General features: G+C 64.8%; 17 protein-coding genes. 8 read left to right on the forward strand and 9 right to left on the reverse strand.

What is annotated here, in order from left to right; genetic code table 11:
* Positions 1-177 precede the first annotated feature (177 nt).
* Positions 178-1,791 (reverse strand): GMC family oxidoreductase N-terminal domain-containing protein, encoded by a 1,614-nt coding sequence (locus FJV43_RS17455; RefSeq protein ID WP_239628831.1) that lies wholly within the window; start codon positions 1,789-1,791, stop codon positions 178-180.
* 423 nt (positions 1,792-2,214) lie between these two features.
* Here FJV43_RS17455 and FJV43_RS17460 point away from each other — a divergent pair, with 423 nt between their 5' ends.
* On the forward strand, positions 2,215-3,378 hold the full coding sequence (locus FJV43_RS17460) for a GAF domain-containing protein (RefSeq protein WP_239628833.1): 1,164 nt from the start codon (positions 2,215-2,217) through the stop codon (positions 3,376-3,378).
* A 136-nt stretch (positions 3,379-3,514) separates the two neighbouring features.
* Here the strand turns inward: FJV43_RS17460 and FJV43_RS17465 are convergent, their stop codons facing one another.
* From FJV43_RS17465 to sdhC, 4 genes are all read right to left on the reverse strand, one after another.
* Positions 3,515-4,297, reverse strand: coding sequence for a succinate dehydrogenase iron-sulfur subunit (locus FJV43_RS17465; RefSeq protein WP_028179640.1), 783 nt, complete (start codon positions 4,295-4,297; stop codon positions 3,515-3,517).
* A gap of 107 nt (positions 4,298-4,404) precedes the next feature.
* Positions 4,405-6,240, reverse strand: coding sequence for a succinate dehydrogenase flavoprotein subunit (sdhA, locus tag FJV43_RS17470; protein WP_239628835.1), 1,836 nt, complete (start codon positions 6,238-6,240; stop codon positions 4,405-4,407).
* A gap of 3 nt (positions 6,241-6,243) precedes the next feature.
* Positions 6,244-6,660 carry a succinate dehydrogenase, hydrophobic membrane anchor protein gene (gene sdhD, locus FJV43_RS17475; RefSeq protein WP_131874223.1) on the reverse strand — a complete coding sequence of 139 codons (417 nt, stop codon included), beginning with the start codon at positions 6,658-6,660 and terminating at the stop codon, positions 6,244-6,246.
* Positions 6,657-7,055, reverse strand: a complete 399-nt coding sequence (sdhC, locus tag FJV43_RS17480; protein ID WP_061880145.1) for a succinate dehydrogenase, cytochrome b556 subunit — start codon at positions 7,053-7,055, stop codon at positions 6,657-6,659. Before sdhC ends, sdhD begins: the two co-directional genes overlap by 4 nt.
* A 527-nt stretch (positions 7,056-7,582) precedes the next feature.
* Between sdhC and FJV43_RS17485 the strand changes: the two genes are divergently transcribed.
* Positions 7,583-8,443, forward strand: a complete 861-nt coding sequence (locus tag FJV43_RS17485) for a sulfite exporter TauE/SafE family protein (protein ID WP_239629452.1) — start codon at positions 7,583-7,585, stop codon at positions 8,441-8,443.
* Between the two features lie 148 nt (positions 8,444-8,591).
* Here the strand turns inward: FJV43_RS17485 and FJV43_RS17490 are convergent, their stop codons facing one another.
* Positions 8,592-10,121, reverse strand: a complete 1,530-nt coding sequence (locus FJV43_RS17490) for a malonyl-CoA synthase (RefSeq protein ID WP_239628837.1) — start codon at positions 10,119-10,121, stop codon at positions 8,592-8,594.
* A gap of 86 nt (positions 10,122-10,207) precedes the next feature.
* Between FJV43_RS17490 and FJV43_RS17495 the strand changes: the two genes are divergently transcribed.
* From FJV43_RS17495 to FJV43_RS17510, 4 genes are all read left to right on the forward strand, one after another.
* On the forward strand, positions 10,208-10,969 hold the full coding sequence (locus FJV43_RS17495) for an SDR family oxidoreductase (RefSeq protein ID WP_239628839.1): 762 nt from the start codon (positions 10,208-10,210) through the stop codon (positions 10,967-10,969).
* 393 nt (positions 10,970-11,362) lie between these two features.
* Positions 11,363-11,917: a fasciclin domain-containing protein gene (locus FJV43_RS17500; RefSeq protein ID WP_239628840.1), complete on the forward strand. Its 555-nt coding sequence runs from the start codon at positions 11,363-11,365 to the stop codon at positions 11,915-11,917.
* Between the two features lie 182 nt (positions 11,918-12,099).
* A complete protein-coding gene (locus FJV43_RS17505) occupies positions 12,100-12,729 on the forward strand; it encodes a cytochrome b/b6 domain-containing protein (protein WP_239628842.1) in 630 nt (209 codons plus the stop codon).
* Between the two features lie 10 nt (positions 12,730-12,739).
* Positions 12,740-13,522, forward strand: coding sequence for a molybdopterin-binding protein (locus tag FJV43_RS17510; RefSeq protein WP_239628844.1), 783 nt, complete (start codon positions 12,740-12,742; stop codon positions 13,520-13,522).
* Positions 13,523-13,611: 89 nt separating this feature from the next.
* Here FJV43_RS17510 and FJV43_RS17515 read toward each other — a convergent pair whose 3' ends face one another.
* The gene (locus FJV43_RS17515; protein WP_239628845.1) at positions 13,612-14,793 is read right to left on the reverse strand and encodes a YbfB/YjiJ family MFS transporter; all 1,182 of its coding nucleotides are present in this window, start codon (positions 14,791-14,793) and stop codon (positions 13,612-13,614) included.
* Between the two features lie 228 nt (positions 14,794-15,021).
* Between FJV43_RS17515 and leuB the strand changes: the two genes are divergently transcribed.
* Positions 15,022-16,134, forward strand: coding sequence for a 3-isopropylmalate dehydrogenase (gene leuB / locus FJV43_RS17520; protein WP_239628847.1), 1,113 nt, complete (start codon positions 15,022-15,024; stop codon positions 16,132-16,134).
* 107 nt (positions 16,135-16,241) lie between these two features.
* Positions 16,242-16,880, forward strand: a complete 639-nt coding sequence (locus FJV43_RS17525) for a DapH/DapD/GlmU-related protein (RefSeq protein WP_239628848.1) — start codon at positions 16,242-16,244, stop codon at positions 16,878-16,880.
* A gap of 73 nt (positions 16,881-16,953) precedes the next feature.
* Here FJV43_RS17525 and FJV43_RS17530 read toward each other — a convergent pair whose 3' ends face one another.
* Both FJV43_RS17530 and FJV43_RS17535 read right to left on the reverse strand, forming a co-directional pair.
* A complete protein-coding gene (locus FJV43_RS17530) occupies positions 16,954-17,340 on the reverse strand; it encodes a hypothetical protein (protein WP_239628850.1) in 387 nt (128 codons plus the stop codon).
* Positions 17,341-17,496: 156 nt separating this feature from the next.
* Positions 17,497-18,291 (reverse strand): hypothetical protein, encoded by a 795-nt coding sequence (locus FJV43_RS17535; protein ID WP_239628852.1) that lies wholly within the window; start codon positions 18,289-18,291, stop codon positions 17,497-17,499.
* Between the last annotated feature and the right edge of the window lie 114 nt (positions 18,292-18,405).

Raw genomic sequence — 18,405 nt, forward strand, 5'->3', positions numbered from 1 at the left:
TGGTTGCAATTTTATGGGTTCGCCCGCCATGCGGGTCAAGAACGATTCTACTCAAATTGGGGCAGGTCTTGGAATGTCACGCATGATCGGCCAAGGGGCGGCAAGTTCGCGTGGCATGCAGAGCGATGGAGCGGAGGCCGGCGCATCCGCGGTCCATCGCGCTACCGGAGGGGGGCGTCAGATATCGTGCTCGTCGCGCAGCGCGCGGGCCGCCTTCTCCCCGATGATGACGCATGGCGCCATCGTGTTCCCGGTGGTGATCCGCGGCATCACCGAGCCGTCGGCGATGCGAAGGCGGTCGATTCCGTAGACCTTGAGCTTGCTGTCGACCACGGACATCGCATCGCGTCCCATCTTGGCCGAACATGTCTGGTGCCAGTAGGTCACCGCGGAGTCGCGCACGAAGCGTTCCATCTCGGCGGCGCCGAGAGGGCCGGGCATCGACTCGCGCGCCACCAGCGGCTCGAAGGCGCGGGTATTGCCGAGCTCACGGCAAACATCGACGCAGGCGATCGCCGTCTTCACATCGTCAGGATGCGACAGCATGTTGGCTTCGATCCGCGGCGTTGCAAGCGGCTCCGCGTTTCGGAGACTGACCCTGCCTCGGCTCTTCGGCAAAGCGAGGCCGGCAAACATCGTCCAGCCATGGGCAGGGGCCCGGCCTGCCGTCTCGGGACTCGGCACGGGAAACTCGACCTGGCAGAACAGCAGGTCGGGAGTCCTGAGTGCAGAGTCGGATTTCCAATAGAGCGTCGCCGCGTTGCCGGTGTTGCGCGGCGCGATCGGCTCGCGATACTCCCAAATGCATCCGAACGATACGTGATCCTGCAGGTTCTGCCCGACACCGGGCAGGTGCTGGACCACGGGAATCCCAAGCCGTCGAAGTTCTGCCTCATCGCCGATGCCGGAACGCATCAGCACGGACGGCGTCTGGATCGCTCCGAGCGCGAGTACGAGTTCCCGGGCCGCATGGATCCGCAACACCTGGCCGTCACGCATGGCCTCGACACCGACAGCTCTCCCGCGTTCGAGCAGGACGCGGGAGACCTGCGTGCCGGTCAGCAGGGTGAGATTGGGCCGATCGAGATAGGGATAGGTATAGGCGCGGAAGATGGAATGGCGTCTGCCGTTCCGGACCAGGATATCTGTAACGGCGCAGCCGCCTTCGCCCTCCATCATTTCACCATTGGGGCTTTCAAAGGTCGGAATGCCGATCTCCTCCGCGGCGCCGAGCATGGCCAATGCGGCTGGGCCGGGATCGGGTGACGGCTGCACGAAAACGGGGCCGCCGGTGCCGCGATGACGCGCATCAGGCGGGCCTTGCCAGTTCTCGATCTCCCGGAAAATCTTCGAGACTGCGTCATAACCCCAGGATTGATCGCCGGTTTCCTCGGCGAAGAAATCCCAATCACTGCGGTGACCCCGCGCCCACAGCATCACATTGATGCTGGAGCCGCCGCCGAGAACCTTGCCCATCGACATCGGAAGTGCGCGCCCGTTCAAGTGCGGGTTGGGCTCTGCGACAAAGCCCCAATCGGTCGCACTGCCGAGGTTTCCCGGCCATGCCGACGGCTCCATGACGGTCGGCACCTCGTCGCTTCCCCCTGCTTCGATCAGCAGAACAGTGACGGAGGGATTTTCGGCGAGGCGGCGCGCGACGACCGACCCGGAACTGCCAGCGCCGCAAACGACGAAGTCATAACTGCCGCTGGAATTTTCGTGGAGGCGGCGCTGATTGGCAGCAACGCGATCAGCAAACTCCGGAAGATCGGAAGGCAGAAAGTCACTCATGAGGATGCTCCAGACAAATCGACGGTGCGGGGGACGCAACGCGCCAGGGAAGACGGCGGTAAGGGAGATGAAGAGGGGGCGTCGCCGGGACGAAGCTCGGTCGGGAGGCGTCACGGATCGCGACATTCCCGTGGTTGAGAGTGTGTGGAGTGGCCAGCCGCGCGGCGGTTCGGCTTGCGCGAGGACGATTCGCCGGGCGGCTCAGGGCCAGAGCCCGGCTTCTTCCAGAGGAAGACGTGCCCCTCGGCAGCTCGCATCTGCCATGCAGTGCGGAACCATTCTATCAGATTTATCAAATCTATCGTTATCATCAAATCTATCAAAATAGCAGCCGCCTGCTCTTGTCAACACAAGTGGGAGCACGACATTGTGAGGTCTGGGACGAGGCCGGCCGGCGCGCGGTCGGGGGTAAAGATGGATGGTATGGCCAAGGACATTCTGACGACGGCGGAGGCTGCCAAGATACTGGGCGTCTCCGTCCGCACGGCTCAGCTTCTGATCGAAGGCGGCTCGATCCCGTCCTGGAAAACCCCGGGGGGTCATCGCCGCGTCTACCGCCGCGACGTTCTCGGGCTGATCGCCGGCTCCGGCGAGCCGCCGATGCTTGCTTCCGCCCGGGTGATCCTCATTGCGCGGCAAGAACGCATGGCCGATTACAAGGCGGCCTTGGCGGAGGTCGATTTCTGTGTCGTCGAGAGTTACTCGGACATCTACACCGCGCTGCTTGCGATCGGCACGCGGTTGCCGGCTGCCGTTGTGATCGAAGCTGAAACATCGGACGCCAGCAGACTCGCCATGCTGGAGAGCTTGCGCGCCGATCCATCACTCGGCAGTACCGAGATCCTTGTCGTCGGGCGCTCGGCTGGAACCCGGCGATCAGGCGGGGGCGGGCCCGGCTCCAGAATGACGGTGTTCGTCGACGAATTGCCCGCGTTGCCTGCAGCAATCGAAACCGTTTTCAAAGCCGCCGTCGGACACCCCTTTCCGTTCGAGACGCCGCCTTCCTTTCCCTTCCCGGACAATGAGGGCCAGCGGCTCCTCGCACTCGAACGCTCCGGCCTCGTCGACACGCCGCCTGAAGATTCTTTCGATCGCCTGACCTGGCTGGCGGCGCGCAGCCTTGATGCTCCCGTGGCATTGCTGACGATGCTGACCCCGACCCGACAATGGTTCAAGTCGCGCTATGGGCTCGATATGGTCGATACGCCGCGCGGCTGGGCGTTCTGCAACTACACCATTCTGCAGAAGGGTATCATGGTCGCCGAGAACCTCGCGACCGACCTGCGTTTTGCGGAGAATCCGGCGGTGAAGGGTGAGCTGGGGTTTCGGTTCTACGCTGGCTGCCCAGTGAGCGATCCCGACGGCTTTACCCTGGGGTCGCTCTGCGTGATCGACACTCGGCCACGCGCGCTAGACGAAACGCAGAAGCAGATCCTTGCCAATCTCGCCGCGCTTGCCTCGGACGAGATTAAGTTGCGCGCCACGGACCGCCAACTGCGCTGGGCAATCGAACGCGGGAATTCAAAACCTGGCGCGGCGGCAGCGTCGCCCCTGCCTGGCACCAAGCGTGTAGTGGAGCATCAATAAAGCGCGATGGGATCGGGTGATCGACGTCGCGCTTGGATCATCGTTTGAGAATGATCTTAAGCGTCGGTTCTGATTCGATCAGAACCGACAACGCTCCGGGCCGCAGTGAGACGCGTCATCGCTCACACAGGGCCGATCAGATCTGGCGCTCGACCATCTTGAGCTTGAGCTCGGCGATGGCTTCCGCCGGGTTCAGTCCCTTCGGGCACGCCTTGGCGCAGTTCATGATGGTGTGGCAGCGGTAGAGGCGGAACGGGTCCTCGAGATTGTCGAGCCGCTCGCCGGTTGCCTCGTCGCGGGAATCGGAGACCCAGCGGTTGGCCTGGAGCAGCGCGGCAGGTCCGAGATAGCGCTCGCTGTTCCACCAATAGCTCGGGCACGAGGTCGAGCAGCAGGCGCACAGGATGCATTCGTAGAGGCCGTCGAGCTTCTCGCGGTCCTCGTGGCTCTGGCGCCATTCCTTCTGCGGCGTCGGCGAGGTCGTCTTCAGCCAGGGCTCGATCGACGCATACTGGGCGTAGAAGTTGGTGAGGTCGGGGACGAGGTCCTTCACCACCGGCTGGTGCGGCAGCGGATTGATCTTCACCGCGCCGTCCTTGACGTCGTGCATCGAGCGGGTGCAGGCCAGCGTGTTCTGGCCGTCGATGTTCATGGCGCAGGAGCCGCAGACGCCTTCGCGGCAGGAGCGGCGGAAGGTCAGCGACGGGTCGATGTGGTTCTTGATCCAGATCAGGCCGTCCAGCACCATCGGACCGCAATCATTGGTGTCGACGTAATAGGTGTCGACGCTCGGATTCTTGCCGTCGTCCGGGTTCCAGCGATAGACCTTGAACTCGCGGAGCTCGGTCGCGCCCGCGGGCTTCGGCCAGGTCTTGCCGCCCGATATCTTGGAGTTCTTCGGAAGTGCGAATTCAACCATTGCTCTAACCTTTCGTCATTCCGGGGCGGTGCGCAGCATCGAACCCGGAATCTCGAGATTCCGGGTCTGGTCCTTCGGACCATCCCGGAATGACGGCTACTGTTCGATCAATACACGCGCGCCTTCGGCGGGATGTACTGCACGTCGTTGGTCATGGTGTAGTCGTGAACCGGGCGGTACTCGATCCTGACCTTGCCGGCATCGTCCAGCCAGGCCAGCGTGTGCTTCATCCAGTTCTTGTCGTCGCGCTCGGAGAAGTCCTCGCGCGCATGGGCGCCGCGGCTCTCGGTGCGGTTGGCGGCCGAGTTCATCGTCACCACCGCCTGCGAGATCAGGTTGTCGAACTCCAGCGTCTCGACGAGGTCCGAATTCCAGACCAGCGAGCGGTCGGACACGGCGATGTCGCTGATGCCGCTGTGGACCTTCTGGATCAGGTTCTGGCCTTCGCTCAGCACCTCGCCGGTGCGGAACACCGCGCAATTGTTCTGCATCACGTGCTGCATGCCCTCGCGCAGCTTCGCGGTCGGGGTGCTGCCGGAGGCATAACGGAAATGGTCGAGGCGGCCGAGCGCCATCTCGGCCGAGTTCGCCGGCAGCTCGGGCTGCTTGCCGTTCGGCGTGAGCTTCTCGGCGAGGCGGAGCGCTGCGGCGCGGCCGAACACGACGAGGTCGATCAGCGAGTTGGAGCCGAGCCGGTTGGCGCCGTGCACGGAGACGCAGGCGGCTTCGCCGATCGCCATCAGGCCGGGGATCACCGCGTTGTCGTCGCCGTCCTTCTTGGTCAGGACTTCGCCGTGATAATTCGTAGGGATGCCGCCCATGTTGTAGTGCACCGTCGGCACGATCGGGATCGGCTCGCGCGTCACGTCGACATTGGCGAAGATCTTTGCGGATTCCGAGATGCCCGGCAGGCGCTCGGCCAGCACGGCGGGATCGAGATGGTCGAGATGCAGGAAGATGTGATCCTTCTTCTTGCCGACCCCGCGTCCCTCGCGGATCTCGATCGTCATCGCGCGCGAGACCACGTCGCGCGAGGCAAGGTCCTTTGCCGACGGCGCATAGCGCTCCATGAAGCGCTCGCCCTCGGAGTTGACGAGATAGCCGCCTTCGCCGCGCGCGCCTTCGGTGACGAGGCAGCCCGAGCCGTAGATGCCGGTCGGGTGGAACTGCACGAACTCCATGTCCTGCAGCGGCAGGCCGGCGCGCAGCACCATGCCGCCGCCGTCGCCGGTGCAGGTGTGTGCCGAGGTGCAGGAGGCGTAGGCGCGGCCATAGCCGCCGGTGGCGAGGATCACGGTCTGGGCGCGGAAGCGGTGCAGCGTGCCGTCGTCGAGCTTCAGCGCGATGACGCCGCGGCAGGTGCCCTGGTCGTCCATGATCAGGTCGATGGCGAAGAATTCGATGAAGAATTCGGCCGCATGGCGCAGCGACTGGCCGTACATCGTATGCAGCATCGCGTGGCCGGTGCGGTCGGCGGCGGCGCAGGTGCGCTGCGCCTGGCCCTTGCCGTAGTCCAGGGTCATGCCGCCGAACGGGCGCTGGTAGATCTTGCCGTCCTCGGTGCGCGAGAACGGCACGCCCCAATGCTCGAGCTCGTAGACCGCCTCGGGCGCGTTGCGCACCATGTATTCGATCGCGTCCTGGTCGCCCAGCCAGTCCGACCCCTTCACGGTGTCGTACATGTGCCAGCGCCAGTCGTCCTTGTGCATATTGCCGAGCGAGGCGGAGATGCCGCCCTGCGCCGCGACCGTGTGCGAGCGGGTCGGAAACACCTTCGTGATGCAGGCGGTGCGAAGTCCGGCCTCGCTGCAGCCGACCACCGCGCGCAGGCCGGCGCCGCCGGCGCCGACCACGACGACGTCGTAGGTGTGGTCTTCGATCGGATAGGCTTTGCCGTTGGTGGCGGGAGCGCCGTTGCCCGTGCCATTCGTTGTGGCGGCCATGGGTTACACTCCGGAAGAAAGTTTCAGGATCGCATAGGTCGAGGCGAGTGCGACGGCGATCGAGAAGAAGTTGTTGAGCATGATCGCAGTGAGCTTCAGCTTCTCGTTATGGACGTAGTCCTCGATCACCACCTGCATCCCGATCTTCATGTGCCAGGCGCTGGCGAAGATGAAGAGCAGCAGGATCACCGCGATCGGCAGCGAGCCGAGGATCTGGGCAGCGCCGGCCTGGTTGCGGCCGAGCAGCATCATCACGATGACCACGACCGGAATCATCAGCAGCGTCATGGCGACGCCAGTGATGCGCTGGCGCCAGAAATCGGAGGTGCCGGAATGCGCCGCGCCGAGATTGCGGACGCGGCCGAGCGGGGTACGCATCGACGGCGGCTTCGGAGAGCCGTGGGATTCGCTGTAGCTCATCGTCCGCCTCCGATCGCATAGGCGATGATCCAGATCAGCACCGTCAGCACGATGCCGCCGATCAGCGCGCCCCAGGTCAGGGCTTCGCGCTCGTTGGCCTTGAAGCCGTAGCCGAGGTCCCACACGAAATGCCGGATGCCGCTCAGCATATGGTGCATCAGCGCCCAGGTGTAGCCGAACACGATCAGGCGGCCGATGATGCTGCCGGTGAAGGCCTGGACGTGGGCGTAGGCGGTCGGGCCGGAGGCTGCCGCGATCAGCCACCAGGCCAGCAGCAGCGTTCCGACGTAGAGAGCGATGCCGGTGGCACGGTGAACGATGGACAGCGCCATCGTCAGGGTCCAGCGATAGGTTTGGATGTGCGGCGAAAGCGGTCGTTCGATCCGTGCGGTCATGGGCGGCTTTTGATGTTTGTTGCGGCCCAGCATGGGGCGCGCGGGGATCGCGAAAGGTCGGCTCTATTTACGGAGTCGATCTGGCCGGCGCAATCACCAAATCGCCATAAATCGAACTTGGGTTCAGCTCTATGGTCTTGATGAACCAAGGCCAATCCGGCTCTTGGTATACCAGGCCCGCGGTCCACCAACCAAAATAGGAACATAGATTCATATTTTTGGGTCGACGCGGCAAGGCGCATTGAAATCGCTATTGGAACTCCTCTAATCCGCCCATTTGCCATCGGCGGTTCGTGCCGGCCAGCGCATCGGCGCAGCCTGCCGCTCATTACCCTGGGACGGAATCTTCGCACGCAGCTCAACGGGGCCATGGCGCGCTGACGGCCGATATGCGCAGCCCGCATTCCACCCCAGCCGGGCTGCCCCGGCGTGTCGACCAGATCGGGCAGATCGCCTACAGCTTTGCCCGCAGCCAGATCCGAGCCGATGCTTCGGAGGAGCTGCGCCAGTCGGCGGGGCAGTTCGGGGTGATCGCGGGTCTCGATATCAAGGAAATCGTCGAGCTCGCGCTGCTGCTGATCGCAACCGGCGCGCTCTCGGGATTTCTGGCCGGCGTGTTCGGCATCGGCGGCGGCGCGATCCTCGTGCCGGTGTTCTATGAGTGCTTCCGCATCGCCGGCGTACCGCTAGAGGTGCGGATGCCGCTGTGTGTCGGCACCTCGCTCGCCGTGATCATCCCGACCTCGATCCGCTCGTTCCAGGCGCACTACAAGCGCGGGGCGGTCGACATGACGATCCTGCGCGTCTGGTGGCTGCCGATCGTGATCGGCGTCCTCGCCGGCAGCGTGATCGCGCGCTACGCGCCGGAGCGGCTGTTCAAGATCGTGTTCGTGGCCGTCGCCTGGTCAGCCGCGGTCCGGCTGATCTTCGCGCGCGAGACCTGGAAGCTCGGCGACGATCTGCCGAAGGGCCCATTGATGCGCGTCTACGGCTTCTGCGTCGGCATCTTGTCGACCTTGATGGGCATCGGAGGCGGCCTGTTCTCGAACCTGCTGATGACCTTCTATAGCCGTCCGATCCATCAGGCCGTCGCGACCTCGTCGGCGCTCGCCGTGCTGATCTCGATTCCCGGCGCGCTCGGCTACATCTATGCCGGCTGGCCGGCGGCGGCGAAATATCCGGCCGTCGCGGCCCTGCAGGCTCCATTCGCGCTCGGCTACGTCTCGCTGATCGGTGCCGTGCTGGTGATGCCGATGAGCCTTGTGACGGCACCGCTCGGCGTGAGAGCCGCGCATGCGATGTCGAAGCGGACGCTGGAGGCCGCGTTCGGGTGCTATCTGTTCATCGTCGGCAGCAGGTTTGTGCTGAGTCTGGTGGGCGGGCTGTAGCCGCCGCAACGTTCGTCCTTGCGAGCGCAGCGACTTGTCCGCCGAAGCCTTGGCGAAGGCGGAAGCAATCCAGAATCTTTCCGCAAAGGCAGCCTGGATTGCTTCGTCGCAAGAGCTCCTCGCAATGACGCCGAGAGAGCGGAGCCCGCTACGTCTTCGCGTAGATATCCTTGTACGTATCGCGCAGCACGTTCTTCTGCACCTTGCCCATGGTGTTGCGCGGCAGCTCGTCGACGACGAAGACGCGCTTGGGCATCTTGAACTTGGCGAGCCGGCCGTCGAGCGCCTTGAGCACCGAGGCTTCGCTGACATCGGCGCCCTTGTTGCAGACCAGCACCGCCGTGACACCCTCGCCGAAATCGGCATGCGGCACCCCGATCACGGCGGACTCGACCACACCAGGCATGGCGTCGATCTCGCTCTCGATCTCCTTCGGGTACACGTTGAAGCCGCCGGAGATCACGAGATCCTTGCCGCGGCCGAGGATGTGGACGTAGCCCTTGGCGTCGATCTTGCCGAGATCGCCGGTGATGAAGAATCCATCCGGCCGGAATTCGGCCTTGGTCTTCTCCGGCATGCGCCAATAGCCCTTGAACACGTTCGGGCCCTTCACCTCGATCATGCCGATCTCCTCGCGCGGCAATTCCTTGCCGGTCTCGGGGTCGGTGACGCGCACGGAGACGCCGGGAAGGGGAAAACCGACCGCGCCGGGCACGCGCTCGCCGTCGTAGGGGTTCGACGTGTTCATGTTGGTTTCGGTCATGCCGTAGCGCTCGAGCACCGCATGTCCCGTGCGCGCCGACCATTCGCGGTGGGTGTCGGCGAGCAGCGGCGCCGAGCCCGAGATGAACAGCCGCATGTGCTTCGTGGTCTCGTGCGACAGCGCAGGATTCTGCAGGAGCCGCGTGTAGAACGTCGGCACGCCCATCAGCACCGTCGCGCGCGCCATCAGCTTGATGATCAGATCAGGATCGAGCTTCGGCAGGAAGATCATCGACGCCCGCGCGAACAGCGTCACGTTGGTCGCCACGAACAGGCCGTGCGTATGGTAGATCGGAAGCGCGTGGATCAGCACGTCCCTATCGGTGAAGCGCCAATAGTCGACGAGGCTCAGCGAGTTCGACGCGAGATTGTCGTGCGTGAGCATCGCGCCCTTGGAGCGGCCGGTGGTGCCCGAGGTGTAGAGGATCGCGGCGAGATCGTCGTTTTCGCGCGCCACCGTCGCGAATTCGCTGCCCGCCTTGTCGGCGGCCTCCGTCAGCGAGCCCTTGCCGTCGGGGCCGAGCGTCTCGACCTTGGCCTTCACCTTCGCCGCAATGGGGGCGAGGCCTTCTGCCTTTGAGGGATCGCAGACCACGAGCGACGGCTCGGCATCGCCGATGAAATAGTCGAGCTCGTTCAGCGTATAGGCAGTGTTGAGCGGCAGATAGACCGCGCCGGCCCGCACCGTCCCGAGATAGAGAACGATATTGGCGACCGACTTTTCCACCTGCACCGCGACGCGGTCGCCCGGCTTCACGCCGCGGGCGACCAGCACGTTCGCCATCTGCCCCGCGCGCGCGATCAGATCGCCATAGCTGATATGGACGCCGTCATGCGTCTCGATCGCGAGCCGCTTGGGATCGTCCAGGCCATCGAACAGGCGGGAAAACAGGTTGGCGTCGGCAGCTTGGTTCATGCAACATTCCTCGCCGGCAGAGGCCGGTCAAAACCGAGGGCTGGATTAGCAAAAACCGCCCCGCAGAAGCAACGGAGACAGTTTGCATGTCAAAAAACGGGAAACGCGTGGCCTGGGTCACGGGCGGCGGCAGTGGGATCGGGGAAGCCGGCGCCGAGGCGTTGGCTGCCGACGGCTGGACGGTGGTGGTCTCGGGCCGCCGCAAGGATGCCCTGGATACCGTGGTTGCCAGGATCACCGGGGCGGGCGGAGCGGCCGAGGCCATTGCGCTCGACGTCTCCAATGCGGCCGAGGCCCAGAAGGCGGCCGATCAGATCGTCGCAAAGCACGGCCGCATTGACCTCCTCGTCAACAATGCCGGCATCAATCTCCCCAAGCGCAGCTGGAAGGACATGGAACTGGAAGGCTGGGACAAGCTGGTCCAGGTCAATCTCAATGGCGTGCTCTATTGCATGCGCGCCGTGCTGCCGACGATGCGCAAGCAGAAGGACGGCGCGATCATCAACGTCTCGTCCTGGGCCGGCCGACACGTCTCGAAGATGCCGGGTCCGGCCTACACCACGACCAAGCATGCGGTGCTGGCGCTGACCCATTCCTTCAACATGGACGAATGCGTCAACGGCCTGCGCGCCTGCTGCCTGATGCCGGGCGAAGTGGCGACCCCGATCCTGAAGCTGCGCCCGGTGGTGCCGAGCGAGGAGGAGCAGGCGAAGATGCTACAACCCGAAGACCTCGGCCGCACCATCGCGTTCATCGCGTCGATGCCGCCGCGCGTCTGCATCAACGAGCTGCTGATCAGCCCGACGCATAATCGCGGTTTCATCCAGACGCCGAACAACAGGGATTGAGACGCGAAGACCGTGCGGCAAACTCTCCTCGTCGTCCCGGGGCGCGACGCAGTCGCCAACCCGGGACCCATAACCACAGGGAGAAATTGTCGCGCGCAACGGGTCACTCCGAGTCTTCGCCAAACTGCTCCCTGTGCGTATGGGTCCCGGATCTGCGCTTCGCTTGTCCGGGACGACATTTGAGTGTGTCGCAGCGTGCTCGCCTCATACACGGACGCGCCGCCGCATAGTTTCACGCATCACAAAGAATTTTTCCGCGAAACCGCAACCCAAACCCTCCCGTAGTTCGGTGCAACGACGGCGCTGCTGCATCACCCCTCGACTGTCGCAGCTGCCGTTGTTGCCCCAACTCAATGCCGGCCACGCCGGTCACCATTCAATCGGGAGATCTCCATGTCGAAGCGCATTGCCTATCTCGCTGCCGCCGCCTTCAGCGCCCTCGCCATCACCGCGACCGTCGTCGCGCCGGCCAGCGCCGAGGAGAAGACCGTCATGGTCGGCGGCGCTGCGATGTTCCCGTCGAAGAACATCGTCCAGAACGCGGTCAACTCCAAGGACCACACCACGCTGGTGGCGGCGGTGAAGGCGGCGGGCCTGGTGCCGACGCTGGAAAGCAAGGGGCCGTTCACGGTGTTCGCGCCGACCAACGCCGCCTTCGGCAAGCTGCCGGCCGGCACCGTCGACAATCTGGTCAAGCCCGAGAACAAGGCGACGCTGACCAAGATTCTCACCTACCATGTCGTGCCCGGCAAGCTCGATGCCTCCGACCTCACCGACGGCAAAAAGCTGAAGACCGCCGAGGGCGAGGAGCTCACCGTGAAGAAGCAGGACGGCAAGGTCTGGATCGTCGATGCCAAGGGCGGCACCTCGATGGTGACGATCTCCAACGTCAACCAGTCGAACGGCGTGATCCATGTGGTCGATACCGTGCTGATGCCGGCGACGTAACACCGCGCGCCCCTGTTTCATCCCCGAACAGGGTGCTTCGAGACGGCGAGCCGGGGGTCCCCGGCTCGCTTTTTTGTGACCGCGATAAGCTCGCAGCATCGATTCGATGCCGGACAGGGCGTAACGAAAGCGGAAACTTCGGCGTATAATTACCGTCAGACGATCTTCAGGACGGAACCAGCATGGCGAGTCTCACAGTCACCGACGAGCGGGTCGGGGCCACCCCGGCCAAAGTGATCCAGCCGGCCTGGGTGCGGATCATGCACTGGGTCAACGCGCTTGCCATGATCCTGATGATCCTGTCGGGCTGGCAGATCTACAACGCCTCGCCGCTGTTCGGCTTCAGCTTCCCGCGCGAATATACGCTTGGCGGCTGGCTCGGCGGCGGCCTGCTCTGGCACTTTGCGGCGATGTGGCTGCTGATGATCAACGGCCTCGCCTATCTCGTCACCGGCATCGTCACCGGCCGCTTCCGCAGGAAGCTGCTGCCGATCACGGCGTCCGGGGTGCTTCACGACGCCAGGGCGGCGCTGACCTTCAAGCTCGGCCACGACGATCTCACCGTCTACAATTACGTGCAGCGCCTGCTCTATGCCGGCATCATCGTGGTCGGCGTGCTGATCGTGTTGTCCGGGCTTGCGATATGGAAGCCGGTGCAGCTCTACTACCTCGTGATGCTGTTCGGCGATTATCCGGCCGCGCGCTATGTCCACTTCTTCTGCATGGCCGCGATCTGCGCATTCCTCGTCATCCATGTCCTGCTCGCGCTGCTCGTGCCGAAGAGCCTGCGCGCCATGATCATCGGCCGCTGAGGAGGAGACGATGGCAAAGCGCTCATTCCTGATTCCCGGCGTCGACAAGCGGCTCCTGATCAAGGACTCCCTCAAGACGATGCCCGATGTCACCCGCCGTCGCTTCATCGCAGGCGGTGCCAGTCTCGGGGCGCTGACGCTGCTCACCGGCTGCGACGTCGTCGACTCGTCCTCGGCCGAAACCATGCTCGCCAAGGTCTCGAAGTTCAACGACGCCGTGCAGGCCTGGATGTTCAATCCGGATGCGCTGGCGCCGACCTTTCCCGAGAGCGCGATCACCAAGCCGTTTCCGTTCAACGCCTATTACGATCTCGACGACGCGCCCGATATCGACGGCGCCGACTGGAAGCTCGAGGTGCGCGGTCTCGTCGACAACAAGAAGTCATGGACGCTGGACGAGCTCTACAAGCTGCCGCAGGTCACGCAGATCACGCGCCACATCTGCGTCGAGGGCTGGAGCGCGATCGGCAGCTGGACCGGCACGCCCATGCGCGACTTCCTCAAGCTGATCGGCGCCGATACCCGCGCCAAATATGTCTGGTTCCAGTGCGCCGACAAGGACGGCTACAACTCGCCGCTCGACATGCGCTCGGCGCTGCATCCGCAGACCCAGATGACGTTCAAATACGCGAGCGAGATCTTGCCGCGCGCCTACGGCTTCCCGATGAAGATCCGCGTGCCGACGAAGCTCGGCTTCAAGAACCCGAAATACGTGGTCTCCATGGAAGTCACCAACGACTACAAGGGCGGCTATTGGGAAGACCAGGGGTACAATTCGTTTAGTGGGAGCTAAAAGGGCGAATGGCGAATGGGGAGTAGCGAATAGAGAAGCACTGAAGCCAGTCCGTTCCCATTCGCCACTCACTATTCGCCATTCGCCCTCTAGGCCACCTTCCTTTGGCACAGCGACAGCACCGCCCCCAGCGCCAGCAACCCCGCCGACACGTTCAGCGCGTAGCTCAGGCTCCCCAGCGCATCCGTGATCGCGCCGACGACGATCGGCCCCAGCGTCTGGCCGACGCCGAACGAGATCGTCATCGCGGCGATCGCGGTCGGCCACACCTCGGATGGATAGTTGAAGCGCACGAAGGCCGTGGTCGAGCCGACCACGGCGAAGAAGGCGACGCCGAACACGACGGCGGAGACCGCGAGCCATGCCGGCGAATGGCCGAGGATCGGCAGGGCCGCGCCCAGCGCGTTGGTACCGAGGATGATGGCGGTGGCAAGCCCGCCGCGATCGAGCGCCAGCACGCCGCGCCAGGCCCAGGGCGTGACGAAGGCGCTCAGCCCGATCAGGCTCCAGAACGCGGCCTGCGCCGCGGCCCCGCCGCCGCCGTCGCGCACATAGGCGATCATGAAGGTCATGTAGGCGATGTAGCCGGCGCCGAACAGGAAATAGCCGGCGAGGTAGATCAGCACGGGGAGGATCGCGAACGACGCGTGGCTGCCTTCCGAGAAGCGGACGCTGCTCTCGATGCGGATCAGGAACAGCGGGATCGTCATCGCGACGGACAGCAGCGTCAGCGCCCACCAGACGATCCACCACGAGCCCGGTCCGAAATGTTGCAGCGTGAACGGAGCGATCAGGCCGGAGGCGAGAATGCCGATGCCGGGCCCGGCATAGAACAGGCTCAGCAGGAAATTGGCCCGCTCCGGGCGCGACTGCGCGATGGTGGCGGCCAGCGCGCCGCCGGCGACGAAGCCGACTGCCGCGCCCAGGCCCAGCACAAGACGGGCCAGGCTCAGCGCGACGAAATTGCCTGATAGCGCGCAGGTGGCGAGCGCGGCGAGGCAGGCCAGGGTCCCGCCGCGGATCGCCGCGGACCAGCCGATGCGCTGGATCAGCCGGGACGCCACCAGCGCGCCCACGAGATAGCCGACGGCGTTGATCGTGTTCATGAAACCGGCGGCCGAGTAGGACCAGCCGAGGTCCTCCCGCATGTCGGGCAGCACCAGCGCATAGGCAAAGCGGCCGATGCCGAGCCCGACCGTCGCAGCCAGCGACAGGGTCAGGATCAGCCGCGCGAGGTGCGCGTTGGGCGGTAGGCCGTCAGGGGCGTGCAAGGGGTACTCCGGCGGAGGAAGTGTGGCAGGCTCCATCCGTTTTGCACAGCCGCCTCCCCGGCAATGGTGTCTTGCCAAGCACGCAACGCCGCTCTAGCACTCCGGCCGAAATTCACGAGCTGCCGTCATGCCCGGCCTTGTGCCGGGCATCCACGTTCTTCGCGCCGCAAGCCAGGACGTGGATGGCCGGGACAAGCCCGGCCATGACGAAACGGAGGAAGAACGACCATGGCGACCCACAAACTGCTGCTGCTCCCCGGAGACGGTATCGGCCCCGAGGTGATGGGCGAGGTGAAGCGGCTGATCGACTGGCTCAATGCGGCCGGGATCGCCAGGTTCGAGACCGACACCGGCCTCGTCGGCGGCTCCGCCTATGACGCCCACAAGGTCTCGATCTCCGAAGGCGACATGGCCAAGGCGAAAGACGCCGACGCCGTGATCTTCGGCGCGGTCGGCGGCCCGAAATGGGATGCGGTTCCGTACGAGGTGCGCCCCGAAGCCGGCCTGCTCCGCCTGCGCAAGGATCTCGCTCTGTTCGCCAACCTGCGTCCCGCCGTGTGCTACCCGGCGCTGGCCGATGCTTCCAGCCTGAAGCGCGAGGCGGTCGAGGGTCTCGACATCATGATCGTGCGCGAGCTCACCGGCGGCGTCTATTTCGGCGAACCCAAGACCATCACCGATCTCGGCAACGGCCAGAAGCGCGCCATCGATACCCAGGTCTACGACACCTACGAGATCGAGCGCATCGGCCGCGTCGCCTTCGAGCTTGCCAGGAAGCGCAAGAACAAGGTGACGTCGATGGAGAAGCGCAACGTCATGAAGTCGGGCGTGCTCTGGAACGAGGTCATGACCCAGCTCCACAAGCGCGAATATCCCGATGTCACGCTCGAGCACCAGCTCGCCGATTCCGGCGGCATGATGCTGGTGAAATGGCCGAAGCAGTTCGACGTCATCGTCACCGACAACCTGTTCGGCGACATGCTGTCCGACATCGCGGCGATGCTGACGGGATCGCTCGGCATGCTGCCCTCGGCCTCGCTCGGCGAGATCGACGTCAAGAGCAAGAAGCGCAAGGCGCTGTACGAGCCCGTGCACGGCTCCGCGCCCGACATCGCAGGCCAAGGCCTCGCCAATCCGATCGCGATGATCTCGTCCTTCGGCATGGCGCTGCGCTATTCCTTCGACATGGGCGATCTCGCCGACAAGGTCGATGCCGCGATCGCCGCGGTGCTCGCCAGCGGCCTGCGCACCGCCGACATCAAGTCGGAAGGCACCACGGCTGCTTCCACCACGCAGATGGGCGAAGCGATCCTGAAGGAATTGCAGAAGCTGCACGCGTAAGCGATCTGTCGTCGCCCGGATGAGCGCAGCGACATCCGGGAACTTGCCCGTCGCGTTCCCGGGTGTCGCTGCGCTCACCCGGGCTACGACTTCCCGGAGCCCGCCTCATGGATGCCTCTTCCCGACCCAAGATCGCGGAAACCGTCATCCATGAAACGGTGCGCCTGCGCGAGGCGCAGATCGGGCGCCGTTGCGAGGTGCTCGCGGGCACGCGCATCGAATATGCCTCGCTCGGCGACTACTCCTATCTGGGCGAGAATTGCGACGTCGCCGACGCGGTGATTGGCAAGTTCACGGCCATCGCCAACTCGGTGCGGATCGGCGCGCCCAATCATCCGATGGGCCGGCCGTCCCAGCATCGCTTCACCTACTGCCCCGAATATTACGATGCGAGCGCGACGCGTGACCGCGACTTCTTCGCGGAGCGCCGCGGCGACCGCGTCATCGTCGGCAATGACGTCTGGATCGGGCACGCCGCCATCCTGCTGCCGGGCGTGAGCGTCGGCGACGGCGCGGTGATTGCTGCAGGCGCCGTCGTCAGCCGCGATGTCGAGCCCTACACCATCGTCGGCGGCGTTCCCGCGCGTCCCATCCGCAGGCGCTTTGACGAATCGGTCGCGGCAAGCCTGCGCCGGATCGCCTGGTGGGATTGGCCGGATGCGCTCATCTTCGAGCGCCTCGGCGATTTCCGCTCCGAGGCGATCGGGGAATTTTGCCGGCGTTACGACCCGGCGGCCAACGCGTGAGGCGGACCATCTTATCACAACAAAAATGGCCGGGCGTGAGCCCGGCCATTTTGATTTGGATCGCCTCGTCCGCTCAGTACAGCGGGAAGTTCTGCGGATAGCCGCCGACATCGCCTGGCGGCGAGAGCGGCTGGCGATCGATCGGGCGGTTCAGGTTCTCGCGGGCGAAGGACGGATAGCCAACGGCCGGCGGGAAGGCGTAGTCGGTGAACTTGCGATCGCCCGGATTGACCTCGGTGCCGCCATCCAGCCAGGAGCGCTTGCTCACATAGATGCGGGTGCGGCCCTGCTGATAGACCGCGTTGGGGCCGCTCGGGCCGTAGATGGGCCGGCCGCGATCGTCATAGCGCTGCTTGGACTTGGTGTCGGCCGAGGCCGGAGTCGCGAACGCGATGGCAATCACGGCGCCCGCCGCAAGCCAGGTCGCCAATTTGTTCGCCGCAGAAAATTTCGAGCTCATCACGTCCCCTTCAGGCGGCAGGCCGCCAGTCGATTTCACCGCATACTAGCCCGGCGGGGGTGACTGCAACTAGGTCAATTGGGTCACACCAGCGGGGAATAATCGTGCGCATCGGCAAAAGTTGCATGCAAACCAGCTACTTGAGCTTGATGCTGATCAAAGCGCTCCGCGCAATTGCGCGTTCGCGGCGCCCAGCAGCCAGTCCGCCGGGCCCGCGGGGTCACAGCGGCCGCGCTTCAGCTCGGCATGGGCGAACAATTCCGCCAGCCTCGGCTCGTTGCCCGAGGCCAGCAGCGTCAGCCGGTTCAGCGTGCAGGCGATCGCCGCGCGCCGGGCGGGCAGGCTGTCGCCCTGGCAGGTGAAGCCGGAGATCTGGAGCGCCGGCTCCTCGCTGCGCTTGAGGTAGCCGAGACAGGCCTGCGCGCCCTCCATTGTGCCGGTTGGCCGGAACAGGGCGACGGGGCCGAATTTGGTGTCGATCAGGCCGGCCTGCTCGAGCGCGGTGGCCGCGCCCAAGCCCATCCGGGCGGCGAGGTCCGCGGTCGCCGGACGTGTTACGTCGAATTCGGCGCCTTGGCGGTAGATTTCAAGCTCAGCGACGGGCCTGCCCGCGTCATCGCTCCAGCGCAGCACGTCCCTACGGCCGCCTTCGGGGTGCCTCAGGATGGTGTAAGACGCTGTTTTGTCGGAAGAATCGCGTTGGCTGACGGCGAAGGCCGGGTGCGAACGGTCCGCCACGCTCCAGCCCGGTCTCCCGGCCGGCTCGTCGTCGCGCAGATCGGGGAGCTGGCCCAGCGCTGCGAGGGCGAGGATGGCAAACAGCGCGAGCGCCCCCACATAGGCGATCAGGCGCGCCAGCGTGCCGACGACCTCGTCGGCGAAGGCGAGCAGCGCCAGCTGGATGGCGGTCCGGGTAGGGCTAACGGCCGTGCTGGCCTCAGGCGACTGCATCCACGGCCTTCAGGCATGGTCCCACGTTGTCTTGAGGCCGGTTCTCGCATAGAAGCGCTGCTCTTCCTGTTTAAGCGTCAGCTTCAGGAACGGGCTTTTTCATCGGAGAGTGAA

This window comes from Bradyrhizobium sp. I71, assembly GCF_022354745.1.
Taxonomy (GTDB): domain Bacteria; phylum Pseudomonadota; class Alphaproteobacteria; order Rhizobiales; family Xanthobacteraceae; genus Bradyrhizobium; species Bradyrhizobium liaoningense.